At 72.4% G+C, this 23897-nt stretch carries 22 protein-coding genes; 18 read left to right on the top strand and 4 right to left on the bottom strand.

Features of this window, described 5'->3' with window-relative positions:
- Positions 1 to 9: 9 nt before the first annotated feature.
- The 3 genes from priA to hisF are packed head-to-tail and all read left to right on the top strand — an operon-like array spanning position 10 to position 1891.
- On the top strand, positions 10 to 735 hold the full coding sequence (gene priA, locus ACQPW6_RS07830) for a bifunctional 1-(5-phosphoribosyl)-5-((5-phosphoribosylamino)methylideneamino)imidazole-4-carboxamide isomerase/phosphoribosylanthranilate isomerase PriA (RefSeq protein ID WP_433888812.1): 726 nt from the start codon (positions 10 to 12) through the stop codon (positions 733 to 735).
- The gene (locus ACQPW6_RS07825; RefSeq protein WP_433888811.1) at positions 732 to 1139 is read left to right on the top strand and encodes a Rid family hydrolase; all 408 of its coding nucleotides are present in this window, start codon (positions 732 to 734) and stop codon (positions 1137 to 1139) included. The genes priA and ACQPW6_RS07825 overlap by 4 nt, the downstream gene beginning before the upstream one ends.
- A complete protein-coding gene (gene hisF, locus ACQPW6_RS07820; RefSeq protein ID WP_433888810.1) occupies positions 1136 to 1891 on the top strand; it encodes an imidazole glycerol phosphate synthase subunit HisF in 756 nt (251 codons plus the stop codon). Before ACQPW6_RS07825 ends, hisF begins: the two co-directional genes overlap by 4 nt.
- 60 nt (positions 1892 to 1951) lie before the next feature.
- On the opposite strand, the gene ACQPW6_RS07815 is transcribed toward hisF, so the two are convergent.
- Complete coding sequence (locus ACQPW6_RS07815; protein ID WP_433888809.1) at positions 1952 to 2566, bottom strand: O-methyltransferase; 615 nt, start codon at positions 2564 to 2566, stop codon at positions 1952 to 1954.
- Between the two features lie 147 nt (positions 2567 to 2713).
- On the opposite strand from ACQPW6_RS07815, the gene ACQPW6_RS07810 reads away from it, so the two are divergent.
- Together ACQPW6_RS07810 and ACQPW6_RS07805 are read left to right on the top strand one after the other, a co-directional pair.
- Positions 2714 to 3289: a helix-turn-helix domain-containing protein gene (locus ACQPW6_RS07810; protein ID WP_433894458.1), complete on the top strand. Its 576-nt coding sequence runs from the start codon at positions 2714 to 2716 to the stop codon at positions 3287 to 3289.
- Between the two features lie 58 nt (positions 3290 to 3347).
- Positions 3348 to 4679 carry an MFS transporter gene (locus ACQPW6_RS07805; protein WP_433888808.1) on the top strand — a complete coding sequence of 444 codons (1332 nt, stop codon included), beginning with the start codon at positions 3348 to 3350 and terminating at the stop codon, positions 4677 to 4679.
- 47 nt (positions 4680 to 4726) lie between these two features.
- Here ACQPW6_RS07805 and ACQPW6_RS07800 read toward each other — a convergent pair whose 3' ends face one another.
- Complete coding sequence (locus ACQPW6_RS07800; RefSeq protein WP_433888807.1) at positions 4727 to 5359, bottom strand: TIGR03085 family metal-binding protein; 633 nt, start codon at positions 5357 to 5359, stop codon at positions 4727 to 4729.
- 81 nt (positions 5360 to 5440) lie between these two features.
- A complete protein-coding gene (locus tag ACQPW6_RS07795) occupies positions 5441 to 6379 on the bottom strand; it encodes a hypothetical protein (protein ID WP_433888806.1) in 939 nt (312 codons plus the stop codon).
- Positions 6380 to 6511: 132 nt separating this feature from the next.
- On the opposite strand from ACQPW6_RS07795, the gene hisI reads away from it, so the two are divergent.
- Entirely contained in the window at positions 6512 to 6925 is a 414-nt protein-coding gene (gene hisI, locus ACQPW6_RS07790) for a phosphoribosyl-AMP cyclohydrolase (RefSeq protein WP_433888805.1), read from the top strand.
- Positions 6926 to 6936: 11 nt separating this feature from the next.
- A complete protein-coding gene (locus ACQPW6_RS07785; protein ID WP_433888804.1) occupies positions 6937 to 8439 on the top strand; it encodes an anthranilate synthase component I in 1503 nt (500 codons plus the stop codon).
- Positions 8440 to 8518: 79 nt separating this feature from the next.
- On the opposite strand, the gene ACQPW6_RS07780 is transcribed toward ACQPW6_RS07785, so the two are convergent.
- Positions 8519 to 9748 carry a S53 family peptidase gene (locus ACQPW6_RS07780; protein ID WP_433888803.1) on the bottom strand — a complete coding sequence of 410 codons (1230 nt, stop codon included), beginning with the start codon at positions 9746 to 9748 and terminating at the stop codon, positions 8519 to 8521.
- A gap of 281 nt (positions 9749 to 10029) precedes the next feature.
- Between ACQPW6_RS07780 and ACQPW6_RS07775 the strand changes: the two genes are divergently transcribed.
- The 11 genes from ACQPW6_RS07775 (at position 10030) to ACQPW6_RS07725 (ending at position 23634) form a co-directional block, all read left to right on the top strand.
- Entirely contained in the window at positions 10030 to 10707 is a 678-nt protein-coding gene (locus ACQPW6_RS07775; protein WP_433888802.1) for a TIGR02234 family membrane protein, read from the top strand.
- A gap of 158 nt (positions 10708 to 10865) precedes the next feature.
- The gene (locus tag ACQPW6_RS07770; protein WP_433888801.1) at positions 10866 to 11159 is read left to right on the top strand and encodes an HGxxPAAW family protein; all 294 of its coding nucleotides are present in this window, start codon (positions 10866 to 10868) and stop codon (positions 11157 to 11159) included.
- Positions 11160 to 11296: 137 nt separating this feature from the next.
- Positions 11297 to 11812, top strand: coding sequence for a DUF2752 domain-containing protein (locus tag ACQPW6_RS07765; protein WP_433888800.1), 516 nt, complete (start codon positions 11297 to 11299; stop codon positions 11810 to 11812).
- Positions 11813 to 11981: 169 nt separating this feature from the next.
- Positions 11982 to 12791: an indole-3-glycerol phosphate synthase TrpC gene (gene trpC / locus ACQPW6_RS07760; RefSeq protein ID WP_433888799.1), complete on the top strand. Its 810-nt coding sequence runs from the start codon at positions 11982 to 11984 to the stop codon at positions 12789 to 12791.
- The gene (trpM, locus tag ACQPW6_RS07755) at positions 12784 to 12924 is read left to right on the top strand and encodes a tryptophan biosynthesis modulator TrpM (RefSeq protein WP_433888798.1); all 141 of its coding nucleotides are present in this window, start codon (positions 12784 to 12786) and stop codon (positions 12922 to 12924) included. The genes trpC and trpM overlap by 8 nt, the downstream gene beginning before the upstream one ends.
- Before the next feature lie 93 nt (positions 12925 to 13017).
- The gene (gene trpB, locus ACQPW6_RS07750) at positions 13018 to 14289 is read left to right on the top strand and encodes a tryptophan synthase subunit beta (protein WP_433888797.1); all 1272 of its coding nucleotides are present in this window, start codon (positions 13018 to 13020) and stop codon (positions 14287 to 14289) included.
- Positions 14286 to 15104 (top strand): tryptophan synthase subunit alpha, encoded by an 819-nt coding sequence (trpA, locus tag ACQPW6_RS07745; RefSeq protein WP_433888796.1) that lies wholly within the window; start codon positions 14286 to 14288, stop codon positions 15102 to 15104. The genes trpB and trpA overlap by 4 nt, the downstream gene beginning before the upstream one ends.
- Before the next feature lie 94 nt (positions 15105 to 15198).
- Positions 15199 to 16020, top strand: coding sequence for a DsbA family protein (locus tag ACQPW6_RS07740; RefSeq protein ID WP_433888795.1), 822 nt, complete (start codon positions 15199 to 15201; stop codon positions 16018 to 16020).
- 88 nt (positions 16021 to 16108) lie between these two features.
- Positions 16109 to 17110: a prolipoprotein diacylglyceryl transferase gene (gene lgt / locus ACQPW6_RS07735; RefSeq protein ID WP_433888794.1), complete on the top strand. Its 1002-nt coding sequence runs from the start codon at positions 16109 to 16111 to the stop codon at positions 17108 to 17110.
- 475 nt (positions 17111 to 17585) lie between these two features.
- Complete coding sequence (gene gltB / locus ACQPW6_RS07730) at positions 17586 to 22178, top strand: glutamate synthase large subunit (protein ID WP_433888793.1); 4593 nt, start codon at positions 17586 to 17588, stop codon at positions 22176 to 22178.
- The gene (locus ACQPW6_RS07725) at positions 22171 to 23634 is read left to right on the top strand and encodes a glutamate synthase subunit beta (protein ID WP_433888792.1); all 1464 of its coding nucleotides are present in this window, start codon (positions 22171 to 22173) and stop codon (positions 23632 to 23634) included. The genes gltB and ACQPW6_RS07725 overlap by 8 nt, the downstream gene beginning before the upstream one ends.
- Positions 23635 to 23897: the final 263 nt, after the last annotated feature.

The following is a 23897-nucleotide window of genomic DNA, read 5'->3' as shown; positions in this document are numbered from 1 at the left end:
CGCATCGCGATGAACAGGCTCGAACTCCTCCCCGCCGTCGACGTACGCGACGGTCTGGCCGTACGCCTCGTGCACGGCGAGTCCGGCTCGGAGACGTCCTACGGCGACCCGCTGTCGGCCGCGCTGGCCTGGCAGAGCGCGGGCGCGGAGTGGCTGCATCTGGTGGACCTCGACGCGGCCTTCGGCACCGGTGACAACCGGGCGCTGATCGGCGAGGTGGCCGGCAGCATGGACATCAAGGTCGAGCTGTCCGGCGGCATCCGCGACGACGACACGCTGGCCGCCGCCCTCGCCACCGGCTGCACCCGGGTCAACCTGGGCACCGCGGCGCTGGAGACCCCGGAGTGGGTGGCCAAGGTGATCGCCGAGCACGGCGACCGGATCGCGGTGGGCCTCGACGTGCGCGGCACCACGCTGCGCGGCCGCGGCTGGACCAGGGACGGCGGCGACCTGTACGAGACGCTGGCCAGGCTCGACAGCGAGGGCTGCGCCCGGTACGTCGTCACCGACATCGCCAAGGACGGCACTTTGCAGGGCCCCAACCTGGACCTGCTCGCCGGGGTCTGCGCGGCCACCGACAAGCCGGTGGTCGCCTCCGGCGGTGTCGCCCGGCTCGACGACCTGCGGGCCATCGCCGGGCTGGTGCCGCAGGGTGTGGAGGGTGCCATCGTCGGAAAGGCGCTCTACGCGAAGGCGTTCACGCTCGAAGAGGCCCTGGAGGCTGTGTCACGATGACCGATTCCCCCGCCGTACGGCGTGTCCGCTCCGACAGCCAGTGGGAAGAGGCGATCGGTTCCGCCCGCGCGGTCGCCGCGGGGGACCGGGTGATCGTCGCCGGGATCCTGCCGGCCGCCGACGAGGGCGAGGAGCCCGGCGCGGGCGAGCCCTACGCGCAGACCCTGAACGCCTTCCGCAGCGCGCTGTCGGCCCTGGAGCCCTTCGGGCTCGGCGCCCAGGACGTGATCAGGACCCGGATGTACCTCAGCCACGCCAGGGACGCGGAGGAGGTCGGCCGGGCCCACAAGGAGCTGTTCGGCGAGGTGCGGCCCGCCGCCACCATGGTCGTGGTGGCCGGCTTCGTGGACGGCCGGGCCACCGTGGAAGTCGAACTCGAAGCGTACGCGGGAGCCCCCGAATGACCCTGGCCGTCCGTGTCATCCCCTGCCTCGACGTGGACGCCGGCCGGGTGGTCAAGGGCGTCAACTTCCAGAACCTGCGGGACGCCGGCGACCCGGTCGAGATGGCGAAGCTGTATGACGCCGAGGGCGCCGACGAGCTGACCTTCCTGGACATCACCGCGTCCTCCGGCGACCGGGAGACCACCTACGACGTCGTACGCCGCACCGCCGAGCAGGTCTTCATCCCGCTCACCGTCGGCGGCGGGGTGCGCAGCGCGCAGGACGTGGACCGGCTGCTGCGGGCCGGCGCCGACAAGGTCGGCGTCAACACCGCGGCCATCGGCCGGCCCGAGCTGATCAGGGAGATCGCCGAGCGGTTCGGCCGGCAGGTGCTGGTGCTCTCGGTGGACGCCCGGCGCACCGCCTCGGGCTCGTTCGAGGTCACCACGCACGGCGGCAGGAACGGCACCGGGATCGACGCGGTGGAGTGGGCGCACCGGGCGGCCGAGCTCGGCGCCGGCGAGATCCTGCTCAACTCGATGGACGCCGACGGCACGAAGGACGGCTACGACACCGAGATGATCGCCGCGGTGCGGGCGGCCGTCACGGTGCCGGTGATCGCCTCCGGCGGCGCGGGCCGGCTCGCCGACTTCCCGCCCGCGGTGGCGGCCGGCGCCGACGCCGTACTGGCCGCGTCGGTCTTCCACTTCGGCGACCTGCGGATCGGCGAGGTCAAGTCGGTGCTGCGGGAGGCCGGCCACCCGGTCCGCTAGGGCCGGTCCTGTCGGGCCGGTCTCTCTGGGCCGGTTCTCTCAGGGGCCGGTCGCCGCGGATCAGCCCTTGTCGTCGCCGTCCGCCCGGCGGGTGCACACCAGCACCGCGAGGTCCGGCGCGAGCGGCAGTTCGACGCAGCGCAGCGCCGGGTGCTCCAGCCAGTGCAGCCTGGCCTCGTCGGGCTGCCCGTCGTGCAGCGGCGGCCAGCCCTCCGCCGGGGTGAAGTCGTCGATCACCACCACGCCGCCGGGCCGCAGCAGCCGCACCGGGTCGGCGGCCTCGCCGCCCTTGCCCTGACCGCCGCCGTCGAGCACCAGCAGGTCGAACGGGCCGTGCCCGGCGAGCGCCGTCCAGTCGGCGCACTCCACGGTCACCCGCGCCTGCTCCGCGAAGAGCCCGGCCGCCGCCGCGGCCCGCGCCGGGTCCCGCTCGACGCTGATCGCGGTGGCCCCGGCGGGCATCCCGGCGGCCAGCCAGGCCAGGCCCACCCCGCACCCCGTTCCGGTCTCGCCGATCCGCCGTGCCCCGGCGGCGAGCGTGCGCAGCAGCCGGCCCTGCTCGGGCCGGCAGGAGTACGGGAAGCCGAGCCGGTCGGCGGTGTGCGCGGCCGCCTCGACCAGCGGTGGTACGTCGCCGGCGCCGAGCAGATGGGCGCGCGTTCCGTTGAGTGACATGGCCGTCATCCTGCCGGGGCCCGCGCGGCGGACGGGCGTGTTCAGATAGGAAAGAGAAACTGCGCAAATATGTTGCGAAAATAATTTTGCACATCTACCGTGGGACACGTGACCGACAACGACGTACCCGAGACAGACCACAGCGGCATGCGGCGCATCACCGAGCTGGACGCGCTGAAGGTCTTCACCCACCCGCTGCGCATCCGGCTCTACCGGGCGCTGACCGCGACCAGGGCCGCCACCGCCTCGCACCTGTCCGACCAGGTCGACGAGGCCGTCTCGCTGGTCAGCTACCACCTGCGCAAGATGGCCGCGCACGGCTTCATCGAGGAGGCCCCCGAGCACAGCACCGACGGCCGGGAGCGCTGGTGGAAGGTGTCCTCCGAGCGCGGATTCAGCTTCCGCACCTCGGACTTCGCCGACCGCCCCGAGGGCGTGGCCGTGATCGCCGAGGTCACCAGGCAGCTGCTGGTGACCCGGCTGGAGCGCTACGAGCGCTACCTCGGTGAGCAGGCCGCCTGGCCGGCGGAGTGGACCAACGCCTCGTTCAGCTCCGAGTACATGCCGCTGCTCACCTCGGCCCAGCTCCAGCAGATGGCCGACGAGATCGGCGCGCTGATGGCCCGCTGGTCGGACGTCGGCAAGGCCGCCGAGGCCGCCGGCGACACCGAGGGCCGCGAGCACGTGGCCGTCCAGATGTACGGCTTCCCGTTCCGCCCCTGATTCCCCCCAGCTCCTGCCTTCCGTCCGCGAGATCCGTGAACCCGAGGAGGGCCGCCCGATGACGGCGACCGCGATACCCGCCACCACCCGGCCCGCCGACCGCGGGCCCGCTCACCGGGACGGCAACGTCCTGCGCTGGCTCGCCGCGTACACCGCGTCCATGCTCGGCGACTCGGTCTACTTCCTGACCCTCGGCTTCGCCGCCGCCCAGGTCGCCGGGCCGACGCAGGTGGGCGTGGTGATGGCGGTCGGCGCCGCGCCGCGCGCCCTGCTGATGCTCGGCGGGGGAGTGGTCGCCGACCGCTTCGGGCCGCGCCGGGTGGTGATCGGCAGCGACGCGGTGCGCTGCGTGCTGATCCTGTGCGCGGCGGCGGCCTTCGCGGTCACCTCGCCCGGCCTGTGGCTGCTGGTGGCGCTCGAAGTGGTCTTCGGAACGGTGGACGCGCTGTTCATGCCCGCGGTGGGCGCGCTGCCGCCGCGGATCGTGGCACCGGACCAGATGGTCAGGCTGCAGGGGATGCGCGCCCTGGCCATCCGGGCGAGCACCATCCTCGGGCCGCCGATCGGCGGCCTGGCGATGGGCACCGGCGGCCCCAAGGTGGCCTTCGCGGTGGCCGGCGGGCTGTTCGCGGTCTCGGTGCCGCTGCTGGTGGCCACGGTGATGTCCCCGCTGCCGGCGAAGGCCGCGGCGGCCGCCGACCCCGGCACGGCCGACGATCCCGGGGCGGACGCCGGGGGGTCGGGCGCCTGGCACGACCTGCTCGACGGGCTGCGCTACATCCGGCGGCACCCGCTGGTCGGTCCGCTGGTGCTGTCCGGCGCGATCTGCGAACTCGGCCTGGTCGGGCCGCTGAACGTCGGCATGGTGCTGCTCAGCCAGGACCGCGGCTGGGGTTCGGCCGGATACGGCTGGATCATCGGCGCGTTCGGCGTCGGCGCGGTAGCCAGCGGGCTGCTGCTGACCGTGAAGGGGCGGCTGCCGCGGGCCGGCGCGGTGCAGATCGGCACGCTCTTCGTCAGCTCGCTCACGCTCGGCCTGATCGGGGTCGGCCACTCGCTGGGCTTCTCGATCGCGATGGCGGTGCTCACCGGGCTGTTCTGCGGTGTCTGCGGCGGCCTGTCCGCCTCGCTGGTGCAGACCGCCGCCGCGCCCGGCTACCTGGGCCGGGTCACCTCGGTGATGAGCCTGACGAGCTTCGGCCTCGCGCCGCTCGCCTACCCGCTGTTCGGTGCCGCGGTCGGTGCCTGGGGGCCGACCCCGGTCTTCCTGGCCAGCGCCGGCTTCGGGGCACTCGGCGGGGTCATCGGGCTGCTGACCCCGGCGATCCGGCGGGCCGAACTCCCGCGGGCCGAGCGCAGGACGCCGGCAGCGCGGACCGAGAGCGCCTGACCCGAGCCGGGCGAATCAGGCCGCCCGGCCCGCGCCGCCCGCCCCCGTCACATCCCGAGCTTCGCCTCGTACAGCTTGGCCACCGCCGACTCCTCGCCCTCGGCCTCCACCTTCGCGGCGGACTGCCGGCCGAAGGCGAAGACGGTGAGCTCGGTCGGCTCCCCGGTCACCGTGACGACCGGGGAGCCCTTGTGCGCGACGACGGTCTGGCCGTTCGGGCGGCGCAGCACCAGCCCGACCGGCGACTTGCGGCCGGTCAGCCGGGCGGTGCGCTCGAGGCGGCCCCACAGGGCGTCGGAGAAGACCTGGTCCACCGCGCGCGGGGTCCAGTCCGGCGCGGCGCGCCGCAGGTCCTCGGTGTGGACGTAGAACTCGACGGTGTTGGCCGCCTCGTCGAGCTGCTTGAGGTTGAACGGCGACAGCCGGGGCGGCCCGGTCCTGATGAGCTGGATCAGCTCCTCGTAGGGCTTGCGGGCGTACTCCTGCCTGACCCGTTCCAGGCGGTCGGCCAGCCGCGGGATGACCAGTCCGGCCGCGGCGTCGCCGCGGCGCTCGCGCACCACGACATGCGCGGCCAGGTCCCGGGCGGTCCAGCCTTCGCAGAGAGTGGGGGCCTCGGGCCCCGAGCGCTCCAGCAGATCGGCGAGGAGCAGACGTTCACGCTGGGCATGTGTGGACATGCCGCCAGGTTACGACCCGGCGACCGCCCCCGTCTGTACGTCAGCTCCCCGCCGCGTCGGCGCGGTCGTCCGGACCCGCTGTCATCCGAGCTTGCTGTAGAGCTTCTTGCCGTTGGTGCCGTTGTTCAGGGTGAGCGAGCAGGTGACCGTGTTGCGCTTCTGGAACTCGTACGTGGTCAGCTTGGGGAACAGCGCGTAGGGGTAGTACGACCGCCCGTCGTGCGGCAGGTGCTTCTCGGCGTCGGAGGTGCACAGGTCCAGCGCCTTGGTCTGGATGTCCATGTCGCTGCTGAACGTGCCGGTCAGCGTCTCGTTGGCGACCACCTGGCCGTCATGCGGGCTGGTGCACGTCCGCTTGGTCACCTCGTCCACGGTGTGCGTCAGCGTCGGCGCGTCGAAGCACTGGCCCGGCTTGAGAACGACGTAGGGCACGATCTTCTCGCCGGGCGTCGTCGGGTCGAGGGTGAAGCTCGGGAAGTCGGTCGGCAGGTCCAGGGTCGGCGTGTCCGTCGGCAGGTCGTCGGTCGGCAGGCCGGTCGGGTCCTCGCTCGGCAGGTCCGACGGGAAGTCGGTGGGCAGGTCCGAGGGCAGATCGGTCGGGATCTTGGTCAGCGGCGACTCGGTGACCTTCTTGGCCGCCGGCTTGTCGTCACCGCCGCCGCTCGCCGCGACGACTCCGCCGATGATCGCGCCGATCACCACGACGGCGCCGACCGCTATCCAGACGTTGCGCTTCTTGTTGTTCGGCGGCGGCGGGAATCCGCCGGGTCCGCCGGGCGGCGGATAGCCGTAGCCTCCGCCCTGCGGGGGCATCGGCGGTCCGGGCGGTCCGGCCGGGCCGTAGCCCCCGCCCTGCTGCGGATAGCCGTACCCCTCACCGCCGCCCTGCTGGGGATAGCCGTAGCTGCCGTCACCTGGTGGCGGCGGGGGCGGCGGGCCGAAGCCCTGGGGCGGACCGAATCCGCCACCCTGGTCAGGAGGCGGCGGAGGTCCGTTCGGCGGTGGTGGAGGAAAACCCATGCAGGCAGGATGCCCCATACGGGTGACATCAGCGAGCAAGTACCGCAGTAAAGACAAGCCGATTGTCCTCTTTGCGGGTTATTGACGTTTATCGCGTTCGGAATTCGAGATGTACGACGGCAGAATAGAGCCATGTCCGCCACCTCGCTCGACCCCGCGGTAGCCGCCCGCCTCAAGCGCACCGCCGACGGTCTGATTCCGGCCATTGCCCAGCAGTACGACACCGGAGAGGTGCTGATGCTCGGCTGGATGGACGACGAGGCGCTGCACCGCACCCTCACCACCGGCCGCTGCACCTACTGGAGCCGCAGCCGGCAGGAGTACTGGGTCAAGGGCGACACCTCGGGCCACGTCCAGCACGTGAAGTCGGTCGCGCTCGACTGCGACGGCGACACCGTGCTGGTCCGGGTGGACCAGGTCGGCGCCGCCTGCCACACCGGCGACCGCACCTGCTTCGACGCCGACACCCTCCTGCCGCCCGCAGCCGGCGGCAGGAGCATGCCGTCGGCGGAGGACGGCCGCAGCGGCAGGGCCACGGCCCAGTAGGGTCTGCGGCCATGGACCTCGATACCTTCCGCAAACTGGCGGCCGACCGCCGCGTGATCCCGGTCAGCCGGCGGCTGCTGGCGGACGGCGACACCCCCGTCGGGCTCTACCGCAAGCTCGCCGGCGAGCGGGTCGGCACCTTCCTGCTGGAGTCCGCCGACATCGGCACCTCGCACAGCGGCGGCGGCACCTGGTCCCGCTACTCCTTCGTCGGGGTGCGGTCGGCCGCCGCGCTGACCGTGCGGGACGGGCAGGCGCACTGGCTCGGCACCCCGCCGGTCGGCGTCCCCACCGACGGCGATCCGCTGGCCGCGCTGCGCGCCACCGTGGAGGCCCTGCACACCCCGCGCGACCTGGCCGCCGGGATGCCGCCGTTCACCGGCGGCATGGTCGGCTACCTCGGCTACGACATCGTCCGCCGCCTCGAGCGGATCGGCGACAGCACCGAGGACGAACTCGGCCTGCCCGAGCTCACCATGCTGCTCACCTCCGACCTCGCGGTGCTCGACCACTGGGACGGCTCGGTGCTGCTGATCGCCAACGCGATCAACCACAACGACAAGTCCACCGGCGTGGACGAGTCGTACGCCGACGCCGTCGCCCGGCTCGACGCGATGGAGGCCGACCTCGGCAAGCCGTCCGGGCAGCCGCCGGTCGCGCTGCCGCAGTCCCGGCTGCCGGAGTACACCACCCGCTGGGGCGGCCCCGAGTACCAGGCCGCGGTCGAGGACGTGAAGGAGCGGATCAGGGCGGGCGAGGCGTTCCAGGTGGTGCCCTCGCAGCGGTTCCGGACGCCGTGCACCGCGAGCGCGCTGGACGTCTACCGGGTGCTGCGGGCGACCAACCCGAGCCCGTACATGTACCTGCTGCGCTTCGACGGCTTCGACATCGTCGGCTCCAGCCCCGAGGCGCTGGTCAAGGTCGAGGACGGGCAGGCGATGGTGCACCCGATCGCCGGCACCCGGCCGCGCGGCGGCACCCCGCAGGCCGACGCCGACCTCGCCGAGGAGCTGCTCGCCGACCCCAAGGAGCGCGCCGAGCACCTGATGCTGGTCGACCTCGGGCGCAACGACCTGGGCCGGGTCTGCGAGCCCGGCAGCGTCGAGGTGGTGGACTTCATGTCGGTGGAGCGCTACTCGCACGTGATGCACATCGTCTCCACCGTCACCGGCCGGGTCGCCGACGGCCACAGCGCCTTCGACGTGCTCACCGCGTGCTTCCCGGCCGGCACCCTGTCGGGGGCGCCCAAGCCGCGCGCGATGCAGATCATCGAGGAGCTGGAGCCGACCAGGCGCGGCCTGTACGGCGGCTGCGTCGGCTATCTGGACTTCGCCGGCGACTCCGACACCGCCATCGCGATCCGCACCGCGCTGCTGCGCGACGGCACCGCGTATGTGCAGGCCGGCGCCGGGGTGGTGGCCGACTCCGACCCGGTCGCGGAGGACACCGAGTGCCGCAACAAGGCGGCGGCGGTGCTGCGGGCGGTGGACACCGCGAACCGGCTGGGCCGCTGAAGGAGTTGCAGAGCAGACAGCGGAGCGGGGCGGCCCGGAGGGACCGCCCCGCTCAGTGCTGTCGCAGTGGTGCCCGGTGTCAGCCGGTGAAGGCGCTCACGCCGTTGGGCGTGCCGAGCCCGGTCGGACCGTCGTAGCCCTCGGCGCCGGTGCACAGGTACGAGCCCGAGCAGGAGCCGTTGGAGCCGCTCGCCACGTCGTTGAGGCCGTCGGTGTGGGCGTACGGGAACGACGCCGGGTACGAGCCGGAGGACGGGGTGCCGGCCAGCGCGTAGACCGAGGCGATGATCGGCGACGAGGCGCTGGTGCCGCCGAAGACCTCCCAGCCGGTGTCACCGCCGTAGGTGTCGTTCACCGCGACACCGGTGGCCGGGTCGGCGACCGCGGAGACGTCGGAGATGGTGCGTCCGTCGCACTCGCTGTCGGTCTGCCAGTCCGGCTTGGCGTCGACCGACGAGCAGCCGGAACCGGTGCCGCTCCAGGCCGACTCCGACCAGCCGCGGGAGCTGGAGTCGGCGCGCAGCGAGGTGCCGCCGACCGAGGTGACGAAGCGGGACGCGGCCGGGTACTCGGTGCCGTAGCCGCTGTCGCCTGCGCTGACGGTGATCGCCACGCCCGGGTGGTCGAAGTACGTGCTGTCGTACGAGGTGTCCGCGGAGGACTCCCCGCCGCCGTAGCTGTTGGAGACGTACTTCGCGCCCAGCGAGACCGCGGTGTTGACGGACTCACCCAGGTTGGTCATCGAGGAGTCGTCCGCCTCGACCAGCAGGATGTGGCAGCCGGGGCAGGCGGCGCTGACCATGTCCAGGTCGAGCGATATCTCCTCGGCCCAGCCCTTGTCGGGCGTGGGCAGCGCGGAGGTGCCGCTCTGGCCGACCTTGGAGAAGCAGCCGTTGTCGGTGCTGCACTCCGGCAGGCCGTAGGTCGAGCGGTACGTGGCGAGGTCGGCTTCGGCGTTGGGGTCGTCGAAGGCGTCCACGATCGCCACGGTGGCGCCGTCGCCGCCGGAGGCCGGCAGGCCGTAGGCGGCCTGGATGTCGGCGGGGCCGAAGCCGGAGGGGGCCGCGGCCGGGTTCACCGAACCCGACGACTTCGCCATCGTCTTCAGGCTGCTGGTGACCTTGAGCGCCTTACAGGCCATCACATCGGCCTTCTTGGCGACCGCGCAGGATTGAGAGGTGGACACACCGTGCGAGACCGGCGAGGCGCCGGCGGTCGGTGCGAGGGCGAATCCGGACAGGGCCAGACCCGTGGCCGCCGTGATGGCGAGTCCGGTGTTCCGGACCGCCGGCGTGAGGGTGATGCGCAACTGCTGCCTCCTGTGGGGGGCTTGGAGGGGCGGGCGTGATGCGTGTGACCTGTGCTCTTGTTGTGAGCAGTGGGATGGCGGGAAAGTTAGTCTGACCGGCCCACGTCAACAACCAGTTGGAGGGGAACCCTCACGTCCGCTTTACATATGTGCAGGCCGGGTCGGCGAAGTCCGTGCGAGATTCACACTGATGAGCGGTTTGGTGTCCGGGGTACCCCGGTGTGTCCGGTCTGCGGCCCCCCGGTCGTGGCGGACTTGTGGGGACAGGCGATAGTGGAGGGGTGAGCCCCCTCCCTCAGACCAGCGCGGAAAGCGCCACCGAGCCCGTCGTGCGCACCGCCGATCCGGCCGCGGCCGGCCGGCGCAGGACCGCGACGCGCACGCTGGCCCTCGCGCTGCCGCTCGGCGCGCTCGGCTCCTGCCTGGTGCTGTTCGGCGTCCGCGCCACCTGGACCCGCGGCACCGCCGCCTCCGGGCAGAACCCGCTGCCGGTGCACGCCACCGGCAGCCAGATGACCGCACTGCCCGGCGCGCTCGCGCTGGTCGGACTGGCCGCCCTGGTCGCGGTCTTCGCCGTCCGGCGGGCCGGCCGCTACGCGGTGGCCGGACTGCTCGCGCTCAGCGGCGCGGGCGCGCTGACCGGTGTGATCACCGGCCGCGCCGACCACGGCGCGCTCAACAGCGCGGCCGCCGACGCCACCGGGCTGACCCACGCCACCGCCGGCCACGTCACGACCACCGCCTGGCCACTGGTCGCCGCGGCCGGCAGCGTCCTCCTCCTGATCGCCGGCCTGATCGCCCTCCGCTACGGCCAGTCCTGGCCCGCGATGTCCGGCCGCTACGAGCGCGGCAGCGACCGCTCCACCCCCCGCGCCCGCACGACGGGCCCCGCCCCCGTCGACCTGGACCGCTCGGAAGACGTATGGAAGGCACTGGACCGCGGCGAGGATCCGACGTAGTCGCCCTCCGGGTGAGTCTCGTCACGTCGGGCTCGCCGACGGGCACCCCCATGCGCGGCAATGCGTCCGCACGCGCAACAATGGAGGGCGAAGTGGGCGGCGACGGACGCCTCCGACCGAAGAAATCGCCTCCGCGCGAGAACATTCAGGGAGCACTCATGGCGGTACACCACGACCACGGACACACCCCTGCCGCCTGGACCGGCTCGATCATCGCCTTCGTCGGCTTCTGCGCCGGGGCCGTCTTCATGGTCGCCGCGCAGCCGGTGCCCTTCTGGGTGTCCATGGGCGTGATCCTGCTCGGCCCGCTGGTCGGCGGCGTCATGAAGCTGATGGGTCTCGGCACCAAGGAGCAGCCGGCGGCGCACAACGCCCGGCAGCACGCGGCCGCCCAGCAGACCTCCGGCGGCCAGGAGAGCCAGGAAGAGGCGCACGCGGCGGCCGGCGCCTGACCGTCCCGCCCACGGGCGGCCGGTAGCACCCGAGCCGCCCGCGCCACCCCGTACGCCGTACCCTCACCCGGGCGCAGCCGAGGACCCCAGCCGGTCCGCGCGCTGCGCCTTCGTGCGTCCCGGGGCAGAATCGGCCTGTGAGCCGCAATCCGGGCATTTCCCAGCAAGCCGCACGACCGGCGCCGGAGGCCGACCCCGCCGCACCTGCCGCCGCGCCGGCCCCCGCACCTACTGCCGCCCCCGCCGCCGGCCCCGTCGCCGCCCTGCGCAGGGCCGCCCTCCCGCTGGCCGTCCTCGGCGGCGTGGCGGCCGGTTTCGGCTACGTGGCCACCGTCGATCCCAACGCCCCCGGGCACTATCCGGCCTGCCCGCTGCTCTACTACACCGGTCTGTACTGCCCCGGCTGCGGCGGACTGCGCGGGGCCTACGCCCTCGCGCACGGCCGGCTCTGCGCCTCCGTCGGCTGCAACGCGCTGGCCGTCGCCGGATATGTGATATTTGCCATGGTCTGGGCGGTCTGGGCCGGCCGGGCGATGCGCGGCAGGCGTTTCGAACCGGCGCTGCGCCCCGGCCACCGGTGGGCGGTCTACGGTCTGGTGCTGGTCTTCACTGTTGTCCGGAACCTGCCGTTCGGGGCCGCGCTCGCGCCCTGAGCAGCGCGCGGCGCCCGCCCGGCGGGGCAACTTTGGTCCAGGTGGTGGGACCAGCGGCCATCGGATGCGGGGAGTGCGCCCCCCGGCCGATACCATCGCAGTAGCGATGGTTCCCACCATTGGCTCGAACGTTTCGACAGCAGGACCGGCCCGGAAGGGGACCTCTGGCGTGAGTGTGCTCGACGAGATCATCGACGGAGTCCGTGCTGACCTCGCCGAGCGGCAGGCACTGGTGTCGATCGACGAGCTCAAGGAGCGCGCCACCAAGGTCCGCGACGCGAAGGACGGCGTCGCCGCGCTGCGCGGCGAGGCGGTGAAGGTGATCTGCGAGGTCAAGCGGTCCAGCCCGTCCAAGGGCGCGCTCGCCGCGATCGCCGACCCGGCCGGCCTCGCCGCCGACTACGAGGCCGGCGGCGCCGCCGTGATCAGCGTCCTCACCGAGCAGCGCAGGTTCGGCGGCTCGCTCGCCGACCTCGACGCGGTCCGCGCCAAGGTGGACATCCCGGTGCTGCGCAAGGACTTCATCGTCACCGCCTACCAGCTCTGGGAGGCCAGGGCCCACGGCGCCGACCTCGCGCTGCTGATCGTCTCCGCCCTCGAACAGCCGGCGCTGGTCTCGCTGGTCGAGCGGGCGCACTCCATCGGGCTCACCCCGATCGTGGAGGTGCACGACGAGGAAGAGGTGGCCCGCGCGGTGGACGCCGGCGCGAAGATCATCGGGGTCAACGCGCGCAACCTGAAGACCCTCGAGGTCGACCGGGGCAACTTCGCCCGGGTGGCCCCGGAGATCCCCGACCACATCGTGAAGATCGCCGAGTCCGGCGTGCGCGGCCCGCACGACCTGATCGCGTACGCCAACGACGGCGCCGACGCCGTACTGGTCGGCGAGTCCCTGGTCACCGGCAAGAACCCGAAGGGCGCGGTCGCCGACCTGGTCGCCGCCGGCGCCCACCCGGCCCTGCGCCCCGGCCGTGACTAGCGCCCGCCTCGCCCCCGGCTGCCGCCCGCGCGGCTGCCGCGCGCCCGCGCGGCGGGTCCTCGGGCGGCGGGTGCGGTATGTGATCGGCTGCGAGCCCGGCCAGGTGAACGGCAGGCGATGGCGACGCGGCTGAGCCGCGCCCGTCATCAGCATCTCCGTCAGCAGCCGGCCGTCCATCGGCCGGCTCCTCAGCAACCCGCCCGGCCACTCCTGCCAGGGGACACCCATGCCAGCAGCACCCGAGTTCTTCCTTCCTGATCCGGAAGGCGCCATCCCCACCGCCGAGGGCTATTTCGGCGCCTTCGGCGGCAAGTTCATCCCGGAGGCGCTGGTCGCCGCCGTGGACGAGGTCGCCGCCGCGTACGAGAAGGCCAAGGCCGATCCGGCCTTCGCCGCCGAGCTCAACGACCTCCTGTCGCACTACACCGGCCGCCCCAGCGCCCTCACCGAGGTGCCGCGCTTCGCCGAGCAGGCCGGCGGCGCCCGGATCTTCCTCAAGCGCGAGGACCTCAACCACACCGGCTCGCACAAGATCAACAACGTGCTCGGCCAGGCCCTGCTCACCAAGCGGATGGGCAAGACCCGGGTCATCGCCGAGACCGGCGCCGGCCAGCACGGCGTCGCCACCGCCACCGCCTGCGCGCTCTTCGGCCTGGAGTGCACCATCTACATGGGCGAGATCGACACCCAGCGGCAGGCGCTGAACGTCGCCCGGATGCGGATCCTGGGCGCCGAGGTCATCTCGGTGAAGTCCGGCAGCCGTACCCTGAAGGACGCCATCAACGAGGCGTTCCGCGACTGGGTCGCCAACGTCGACCGCACCCACTACCTGTTCGGCACCGTCGCGGGACCGCACCCGTTCCCCGCGATGGTCCGCGACTTCCACCGGGTGATCGGCATCGAGGCCCGCGCCCAGCTGGCGGAGCGCACCGGGCGGCTGCCCGACGCGGCGATCGCCTGCGTCGGCGGCGGCTCCAACGCCATGGGCCTGTTCCACACCTTCCTGCCCGACACCTCCGTCCGGCTGGTCGGCTGCGAGCCCGCAGGGCACGGCGTGCAGACCGGCGAGCACGCCGCCACCCTGACCGCCGGCGAGCCGGGCATCCTGCACGGCTCCCGCTCCTACGTCCTGCAGGACGACGAGGGCCAGATCACCGAGCCCTACTCCATCTCCGCCGGGCTCGACTACCCCGGCGTCGGCCCCGAGCACTCCTACCTCAAGGACTCCGGCCGGGCCGAGTACCGGGCGATCACCGACGACGCGGCCATGCAGGCGCTGCGGCTGCTGTCCCGCACCGAGGGCATCATCCCGGCGATCGAGAGCGCGCACGCGCTGGCCGGCGCGCTGGAGGTCGGCCGCGAGCTGGGCCCCGATGCCCTGCTGCTGGTCAACCTCTCCGGCCGCGGCGACAAGGACATGGACACCGCCGCCCGGTACTTCGGGCTGTACGAGGCCAACGGCGAGGTAGACGAGAACCACGAGGGAGCGGTCCAGTGAGCGGGCAGATCAACGTACTGGAGCAGACGCTCGCCGGCGCCCGCGCCGAGAACCGGGCCGCACTGATCGCCTACCTGCCGGCCGGCTTCCCGACCGTGGACGGCGGCATCGAGGCGGCCAAGGCCGTCTTCGAGGGCGGCGCCGACATCGTCGAGATCGGGCTGCCGCACAGCGACCCGGTGCTCGACGGCCCGGTCATCCAGACCGCCGACGACATCGCGCTGCGCGGCGGGGTGCGGATCGCCGACGTGCTGCGGACCGTACGGGAGGCGCACCGGGCGGCCGGCAAGCCGGTGCTGGTGATGACCTACTGGAACCCGGTCGACCGGTACGGTGTCGAGCGGTTCGCCGCCGAGCTCGCCGAGGCCGGCGGGGCCGGCTGCATCCTGCCCGACCTGCCGGTCGAGGAGTCCGAGGGGTGGCGCAAGGCCGCCCAGGCGCACGGCCTGGCCACCGTCTTCGTGGTGGCGCCGTCCAGCCGGGACGAGCGGCTGGTGAAGATCACCGCGGCCGGCTCCGGCTTCGTCTACGCGGCCTCGCTGATGGGTGTCACCGGCACCCGGGCCAGCGTCGGCGAGCAGGCCGCGGACCTGGTCCGCCGCACCCGGGCGGCCACCGACCTGCCGGTCTGCGTCGGCCTCGGGGTCTCGAACGCGGCCCAGGCCGCCGAGGTGGCCGCGTTCGCCGACGGGGTAATCGTCGGCTCCGCCTTCGTCAAGCGGCTGCTGGACGCGGACGGCGACCAGGCGGCCGGCCTGGCCGCGGTCCGCGCGCTGGCCGCCGAACTGGCCGCGGGCGTGCGCAAGCGCGGCTGACGGGTCACCCGGAAGGCGGGTTTCTTTCACCCGCAGGGACGAAATAGCGGTACGGGGAGGCGCGGGCCGCCTCCCCGTTCCGTTGTCCACCAGCGTGAGCGAGAAGAACCGAGAGGCAAAGCGCAGCGCCCGAGAGGCGCTCCAGGAACAGCGGGCGAAAGAGAAGGCCCGCGCCAAGCGGAAGCGGACCTTCGTGGTCGCCGGCGGGGTGGTCGCCGTGCTGGCGATCGCGGCGGTGGTCGGCGTGCTGGTCGCCGACCACCAGGACAGCAACGACAGCAGCCCGTCGGGCGCCGTCGCCGCACCGGCCGGCGCCACCGGCAAGGACAACCTCGTGATCCCGGTCGGCGCCGCGAACGCGCCCTCCGTGCTGACCATCTACGAGGACTTCCGCTGCCCGGCCTGTGACCAGTTCGAGAAGCAGTTCACCCCGACCATCCACTCGCTGGAGGACAGCGGGCAGATGCGCACCGAATACCACCTGGTGACCCTGATCGACGGCAACCTGGGCGGCTCCGGCTCGCTGAAGGCCGCCAACGCGGCGGCCTGTGCCCAGGACGCGGGGAAGTTCCGCGCCTTCCACGACGTGCTCTACACCAACCAGCCCGACGAGCAGACCGACTCCTTCGGCGACAACAACAACCTGCTCACGCTGGCCGGCAAGGTCAGCGGCCTGAAGACCCCGACCTTCACCGCCTGTGTGAACAACGGCACCCACCAGGGCTGGGTGAAGAAGTCCAACACCGCCTTCGGCGACTCCGGCTTCAACTCCACCCCGACCATCCTGCTGAACGGCAAGACGGTCTACGGCAGCAGCACCGCCACGCTCACCCCCGACAGCCTCAAGCAGATGGTCGCCACCGCGAACAAGGGCAAGCAGCCGGGGACGGTGACCGCCACCCCGCAGTCCTCCTGACCGCTTGCTGTGAATGCGGTCTGTTATCCATACGTAGCCGGGCGGGTTGCCGTTCCGCCCGCCCGGCAGGGTAGCGTCGGTGATTGCCATGGAACTCGCATTCATCCCCAGCCCGTCGCACGGAGTCGTCCACCTCGGACCCATCCCGCTGCGCGGCTACGCGTTCTGCATCATCATCGGCGTCTTCGTCGCCGTCTGGCTCGGCAACCGGCGCTGGGTCGCCCGCGGCGGCCAGGTCGGGACGGTCGCCGACATCGCCGTGTGGGCGGTGCCCTTCGGTCTGGTCGGCGGCCGGCTGTACCACCTGATCACCGACCCCGAGCTCTACTTCACCAAGGGCAAGGACTGGGTCGACGCGTTCAAGGTCTGGCAGGGCGGCCTGGGGATCTGGGGTGCGATCGCGCTCGGCGCGCTCGGCGCCTGGATCGGCTGCCGCCGCCGCGGCATCGCGCTGCCCGCCTGGGCGGACGCCCTCGCGCCCGGCATCGCGCTGGCGCAGGCCGTCGGCCGCTGGGGCAACTGGTTCAACCAGGAGCTGTACGGCAAGCCGACCGACGTGCCGTGGGCGCTGAAGATCGACCCCGCGCACCGGCCGGAGAACACCCCGGACATCGCCACCTACCACCCGACGTTCCTGTACGAGTCGCTGTGGTGCGTGGGCGTGGCCCTGCTGGTGCTGTGGGCTGACCGCCGGTTCAAGCTCGGCCACGGCCGGGCCTTCGCCCTGTACGTGGCCTCGTACACGGTGGGCCGGTTCTGGATCGAGTACATGCGGGTGGACGACGCCCACCACTTCCTTGGCCTGCGGCTCAACGACTGGACGGCGATCGTCGTCTTCGCCGGCGCGGTCGCGTACTTCGTGATCTCGGCCAAGCGGTTCCCGGGCCGCGAGGAGATCGTGGAACCGGCCACCGCGGACGGCCCGGCCGACGGCGCCGTCCCCCTGGACAAGGCGGACGCGGACGAGCCGGACGCCGACGAGGCGGCCGGCACGACCGGCACGGATGCGGCGGAGCCGGACGAGAGCGGCGAGCCCGCCGGGTCCGACGACACCGCCAAGAGCGGGCAGAAGGCGTCCAAGACGTCCTGACCCCCTCCTGACCTCGGCGTCAGCCCGCCGCACCGCCGGATCCCGGTGGTACGACGGGCTGACGCGTCTCGCCTTGGGCGCGGCGGCCGGCGGGGTTACCTTCGTAGTGGGTGCCTTGACCGGCACCGCGGCCGGCACCATCCGGCCGCCCAGGAAACGCCCGGGAAACCAGTGGCCACAAGTCGGGTGTTTCCCCTTCGTTTCAGTACCCGTCGCACCGGGCATCACTCGGTGGCGCACCGGCGGATCCGCCGGACTGCGTACGCCGGACACGTCCGGAAACCCCCCGGATCGATGCTGGCCCGAAGTGTTCGCCGCACCCCGCAGAATGTCCACATGCTGGAACTGAGTATCCGCTTCTCGAACACTCATCCATCATGTAACCTGCACGAAATCGCAGAGGGCCAACGTCGTCCCTGTTGCGCATGCCTATCGCAGGCGATGCATACAAGCCAATGACGACGACGGGAGAGCCATGCGTTCGCGTTCCGCGTTCATGGACGGGCGCCCCGCCCCGCAGGGGATGTACGACCCCCGCAACGAGCACGACGCCTGCGGTGTCGGCTTTGTGGCCACCCTCACCGGCGAGCCGAGCCATGAGCTGGTGGAGCAGGCGCTCACCGTCCTGCGCAACCTGGAGCACCGCGGCGCCACCGGCGCCGAGCCCGACTCGGGCGACGGGGCCGGCGTACTGCTCCAGATCCCGGACGCCTTCCTGCGTGCCGCCGCCGGCTTCGAGCTGCCCGCGGCCGGCCGCTACGCCGTCGGCCTGGCCTTCCTGCCGCAGGAGCAGGACGACCGCACCAAGGCCGTGGACGCCATCGAGCGGATCGCCGCCGAAGAGGGCCTGACGGTGCTCGGCTGGCGCGAGGTGCCGATCGCCCCCGAGCTGCTGGGCGCCACCTCCCGCTCCACGATGCCGTACTTCTCGCAGCTCTTCGTCGCGGACGCCGTCACCGAGGGTGACGAGCAGCGGGCCGGGCTCGACCTCGACCGCCCCGCGTTCGTGCTGCGCAAGCGCGCCGAGCGCGAGGCCGACGTCTACTTCCCCTCGCTGTCCGCGCGCACGATCGTGTACAAGGGGATGCTCACCACCGGGCAGCTGGAGCCGTTCTTCCCCGACCTGTCCGACCCGCTGTTCGCCACCGCCATCGCGCTGGTGCACTCCCGGTTCTCCACCAACACCTTCCCGAGCTGGCCGCTGGCCCACCCGTACCGCTTCGTCGCACACAACGGCGAGATCAACACGGTCAAGGGCAACCGCAACTGGATGCGGGCCCGCGAGTCGCAGCTGGCCAGCGACCTGTTCGGCCGGACGGGTGAGGACCGCGGCACCGGCACCGGCGGCGGCGACCTGGAGCGGATCTTCCCGATCTGCACCCCCGACGCCTCCGACACCGCGTCCTTCGACGAGGTGCTGGAGCTGCTGCACCTCGGCGGCCGGTCGCTGCCGCACAGCGTGCTGATGATGATCCCGGAGGCATGGGAGAACCACGCCTCCATGGACCCGGCCAGGCGCGCCTTCTACCAGTACCACTCCACGCTGATGGAGCCCTGGGACGGCCCGGCCTGCGTCACCTTCACCGACGGCTCGGTGGCCGGCGCGGTGCTCGACCGCAACGGGCTGCGCCCCGGCCGCTACTGGGTCACCGACGACGGCCTGGTGGTGCTGGCCTCGGAGTCCGGCGTGCTGGACATCGCCCCGGAGAAGGTGGTCCGCAAGGGCCGCCTGCAGCCCGGCCGGATGTTCCTGGTGGACACCGTCTCGCACCGGATCGTCGAGGACGACGAGATCAAGGCCGCCATCGCCGCCGAGAACCCCTACGCGGACTGGCTGGAAGCCGGCCTGATCGACCTGGGGGACCTGCCCGAGCGGGAGCACATCGTGCACACCCACGCCTCGGTCTCCCGCAGGCAGCAGACCTTCGGCTACACCGAGGAGGAGCTGCGGGTCATCCTCGCCCCGATGGCCAGGACCGGCGGCGAACCGCTCGGCTCGATGGGCACCGACTCGCCGATCGCCGCGCTCTCCGACCGGCCCCGGCTGCTGTTCGACTACTTCACCCAGCTCTTCGCGCAGGTCACCAACCCGCCGCTGGACGCCATCCGCGAGGAGCTCATCACCTCGCTGATCTCCACCATCGGCCCGTCGGGCAACCTGCTGGAGCCGAGCCCCGCGTCCTGCCGCAACATCACCCTGCCGTTCCCGGTGATCGACAACGACGAGCTGGCCAAGCTCATCCACGTCAACGCCGACGGCGACCTGCCGGGCCTGAAGGGCGCCACCCTGTCCGGCCTGTACCGGGTCACCGGCGGCGGCCAGGCGCTGGCCGCCCGGCTCGCCGAGGTCTGCGCCGAGGCCGACGCCGCCATAGAGGACGGCGCCCGGCTGATCGTGCTGTCCGACCGGCACTCCGACGCCGAGCACGCCCCGATCCCGTCGCTGCTGCTCACCTCGGCCGTGCACCACCACCTGATCCGCACCAAGCAGCGCACCCAGGTCGGCCTGCTCGTCGAGGCCGGCGACGTGCGCGAGGTGCACCATGTGGCGCTGCTGATCGGCTACGGCGCCGCCGCCGTCAACCCGTACCTGGCCATGGAGTCCGTCGAGGACCTGGTCAGGGCCGGCACCTTCCTCAGCGGGACCGACGAGGAGACGGCGCTCAAGAACCTGATCAAGGCGCTCGGCAAGGGCGTGCTGAAGGTGATGTCCAAGATGGGCATCTCCACCGTCGCCTCCTACCGCGGCGCCCAGGTCTTCGAGGCCGTCGGCCTGGACGACGAGTTCGTCGACAGCTACTTCCACGGCACCGACACCAAGATCGGCGGCGCCGGCCTGGACGTCATCGCCCGGGAGGTCGCCGCCCGGCACGCCAAGGCGTACCCCGCCTCCGGCATCGCCGCGGCGCACCGCACGCTGGACATCGGCGGCGAGTACCAGTGGCGCCGCGAGGGCGAGCCGCACCTGTTCGACCCCGACACCGTCTTCCGGCTGCAGCACGCCACCCGCACCCGGCGCTACGACATCTTCAAGCAGTACACCTCCCGGGTGAACGAGCAGTCCGAGCGGCTGATGACGCTGCGCGGCCTGTTCGGCCTGAAGAACGACCGGCAGCCGATCCCGATCGACGAGGTGGAGCCGGTCGCCGAGATCGTCCGGCGGTTCTCCACCGGCGCCATGTCGTACGGCTCGATCTCCCGCGAGGCGCACGAGACGCTGGCCATCGCCATGAACCAGCTCGGCGGCAAGTCCAACACCGGTGAGGGCGGCGAGGACCCGGACCGGCTGTACGACCCGGCCAGGCGCAGCGCCATCAAGCAGGTCGCCTCCGGCCGGTTCGGGGTGACCAGCGAGTACCTGGTCAACGCCGACGACATCCAGATCAAGATGGCGCAGGGCGCCAAGCCCGGCGAGGGCGGCCAGCTGCCCGGCCACAAGGTCTACCCGTGGATCGCCGGCACCCGGCACTCCACCGCCGGCGTCGGCCTGATCTCGCCGCCGCCGCACCACGACATCTACTCCATCGAGGACCTCGCCCAGCTCATCCACGACCTGAAGAACGCCAACCCCAAGGCGCGGGTGCACGTCAAGCTGGTCTCCGAGGTCGGCGTCGGCACGGTCGCCGCGGGCGTGTCCAAGGCGCATGCCGACGTGGTGCTGATCTCCGGCCACGACGGCGGCACCGGCGCCTCGCCGCTGACCTCGCTCAAGCACGCCGGCGGCCCGTGGGAGCTGGGGCTCGCCGAGACCCAGCAGACCCTGCTGCTCAACGGCCTGCGGGACCGGATCGTGGTGCAGACCGACGGCCAGCTCAAGACCGGCCGCGACGTGGTGATCGCCGCGCTGCTCGGCGCCGAGGAGTTCGGCTTCGCCACCGCCCCGCTGGTGGTGTCCGGCTGCGTCATGATGCGGGTCTGCCACCTGGACACCTGCCCGGTCGGCGTCGCCACCCAGAACCCGGTGCTGCGCGACCGCTTCACCGGCAAGCCCGAGTTCGTGGTCAACTTCTTCGAGTTCATCGCCGAGGAGATCAGGGAGATCCTGGCCGAGCTGGGCTTCCGCAGCATCGAGGAGGCCGTCGGCCACGCCGAGCTGATCGACGCCGGCCGCGCGGTGGACCACTGGAAGGCGCAGGGCCTGGACCTGGCCCCGCTGCTCTACGTGCCCGAGCTGCCCGAGGGCGCGGCGCTGCACCGCACCACCGGCCAGGACCACGGCCTGGACAAGGCCCTGGACAACGAGCTGATCCAGCTCGCCGCCGAGGCGCTGGAGAGCGGCGCCCCGGTTCGCGCCCAGGTGCGGATCCGCAACGTCAACCGCACGGTCGGCACCATGCTCGGCCACGCGGTGACCAAGAAGTACGGCGGCGCGGGCCTGCCCGACGACACCGTGGACATCACCTTCACCGGGTCGGCCGGCCAGTCCTTCGGCGCGTTCCTGCCCCGCGGCATCACCCTGCGGCTCGAAGGCGACGCCAACGACTACGTCGGCAAGGGCCTGTCCGGCGGCCGGATCATCGTCCGCCCGGACCGCGGCGCCGACCACCTCGCGGAGTTCTCCACCATCGCCGGCAACACCATCGCCTACGGCGCCACCGGCGGCGAGCTGTTCCTGCGGGGCCGCAGCGGCGAGCGCTTCTGCGTCCGCAACTCCGGCGCCACCGTCGTCTCCGAGGGCGTCGGCGACCACGGCTGCGAGTACATGACCGGCGGCCGGGCCGTGGTGCTCGGCGCCACCGGGCGGAACTTCGCGGCCGGCATGTCGGGCGGCATCGCCTACGTGCTCGACCTGGCCGCCGAGCACGTCAACCCCGGCATGGTCGAGGTCGAGACGCTCGACGCCGGTGACATCTCGTGGCTGCACGACGTCGTGCGCCGCCACTTCGAGGAGACCGGCTCCACCGTCGCCGAGCGGCTGCTCGCCGACTGGGGCGCCGCCCTCACCCGCTTCGGCAAGGTCATGCCGAGGGACTACAAGGCAGTGCTCGCCGCCAAGAACGCCGCCGAGCAGGCCGGACTCTCCGAGTCCGAGACCACCGCGAAGATGATGGAGGCGGCAAATGGCTGACCCCAAGGGCTTCCTCACCACCCAGCGGGTCGCAGCGCCGTCCCGCCCGGTGGAGGAGCGCAGGCAGGACTGGAACGAGGTCTACGTACCCGGCGGCCTGCTGCCGATCATCAGCAAGCAGGCCGGACGCTGCATGGACTGCGGCATCCCGTTCTGCCACAGCGGCTGTCCGCTGGGGAACCTGATCCCCGAGTGGAACGACTACGCCTACCGCGAGGACTGGACCGCCGCGATCGAGCGGCTGCACGCCACCAACAACTTCCCGGAGTTCACCGGGCGGCTGTGCCCGGCGCCGTGCGAGTCGGCCTGCGTGCTCGGCATCAACCAGCAGCCGGTCACCATCAAGAACGTCGAAGTCACCATCATCGACAAGGCGTGGGACAACGGCGACGTGACCCCGCAGCCGCCGGAGCGGCTTTCCGGCAAGACCGTCGCCGTGATCGGCTCGGGCCCGGCCGGACTGGCCGCCGCCCAGCAGCTCACCAGGGCCGGGCACACCGTCGCCGTCTACGAGCGGGCCGACCGGATCGGCGGGCTGCTGCGGTACGGCATCCCCGAGTTCAAGATGGAGAAGCGGCACATCAACCGGCGGATCGAGCAGATGCGGGCGGAGGGGACGAAGTTCCGCACCGGCGTGCAGATCGGCACCGACCTGGACGCCGGGTCGCTCGCCAAGCGGTACGACGCGGTGGTCATCGCCGCCGGCGCCACCGTCTCCCGCGACCTGCCCGCGCCCGGCCGGGACCTGAACGGCATCCACTTCGCGATGGAGTACCTGCCGCTGTCCAACAAGGTGCAGGAGGGCGACTTCGTGGCCCCGCCGATCACCGCGGAGGGCAAGCACGTGGTGGTCATCGGCGGCGGCGACACCGGCGCCGACTGCGTCGGCACCGCGCACCGGCAGGGCGCGCGGTCGGTCACCCAGCTGGAGATCATGCCGCGGCCGGCCGACGACCGCCCCGACCACCAGCCGTGGCCGACGATGCCGGCGGTGTACAAGGTGACCTCGGCGCACGAGGAGGGCGGCGAGCGGGTCTACGCCGTCAACACGGTGAAGTTCACCGGCGACGAGCAGGGCAACGTGCGCGAGCTGCACCTGGTGGAGGTGGCCTTCCAGGACGGGAAGTTCGTCCCCCAGGAGGGCTCGGAGCGGGTCATCCCGGCGGAGCTGGTGACGCTCGCGATGGGCTTCACCGGCACCGACCAGGCCAACGGCCTGGTCGAGCAGCTGGGCCTGGCGCTCGACGCCCGCGGCAACATCGCGCGGGACGGCTCGTACGCCACGAACGTCGACGGCGTCTTCGTCGCCGGCGACGCGGGCCGCGGCCAGTCGCTGATCGTCTGGGCCATCGCGGAGGGCCGCTCCGCCGCACAGGCGGTGGACGCGTACCTGACCGGGATCCCGTCCGAACTGCACGCCCCGATCCGCCCGACCGACCGCCCCCTCACGGTGTAACCCACCCCCCCGATTGTTCCCGCACAAAGGCGTGCGGAACGCCGCAACACCCGCAGCGCTCGCCACTCCCCGACCAAGGAGGCGAGCGCTGCACTTTTTTCGTCTCCGACCCGCCCCGGTACGCACCCTCTTCCCCGGCGCACCGGGACCCGCGAAGTGCCCGGCGAGGTTGCGCCCCGTCAGGGGCGCGGGGCTGCGCCATCAGCCGGAGCGCGCCCGCAGGCGGGCCGACCGCCCAGCCACTTGCGGTAGTTGCCGGACCC

It is taken from the genome of Streptomyces sp. CA-111067 (assembly GCF_050956065.1).
GTDB lineage: Bacteria > Actinomycetota > Actinomycetes > Streptomycetales > Streptomycetaceae > Actinacidiphila.
This window is presented reverse-complemented; position numbering and strand designations above follow the sequence as displayed.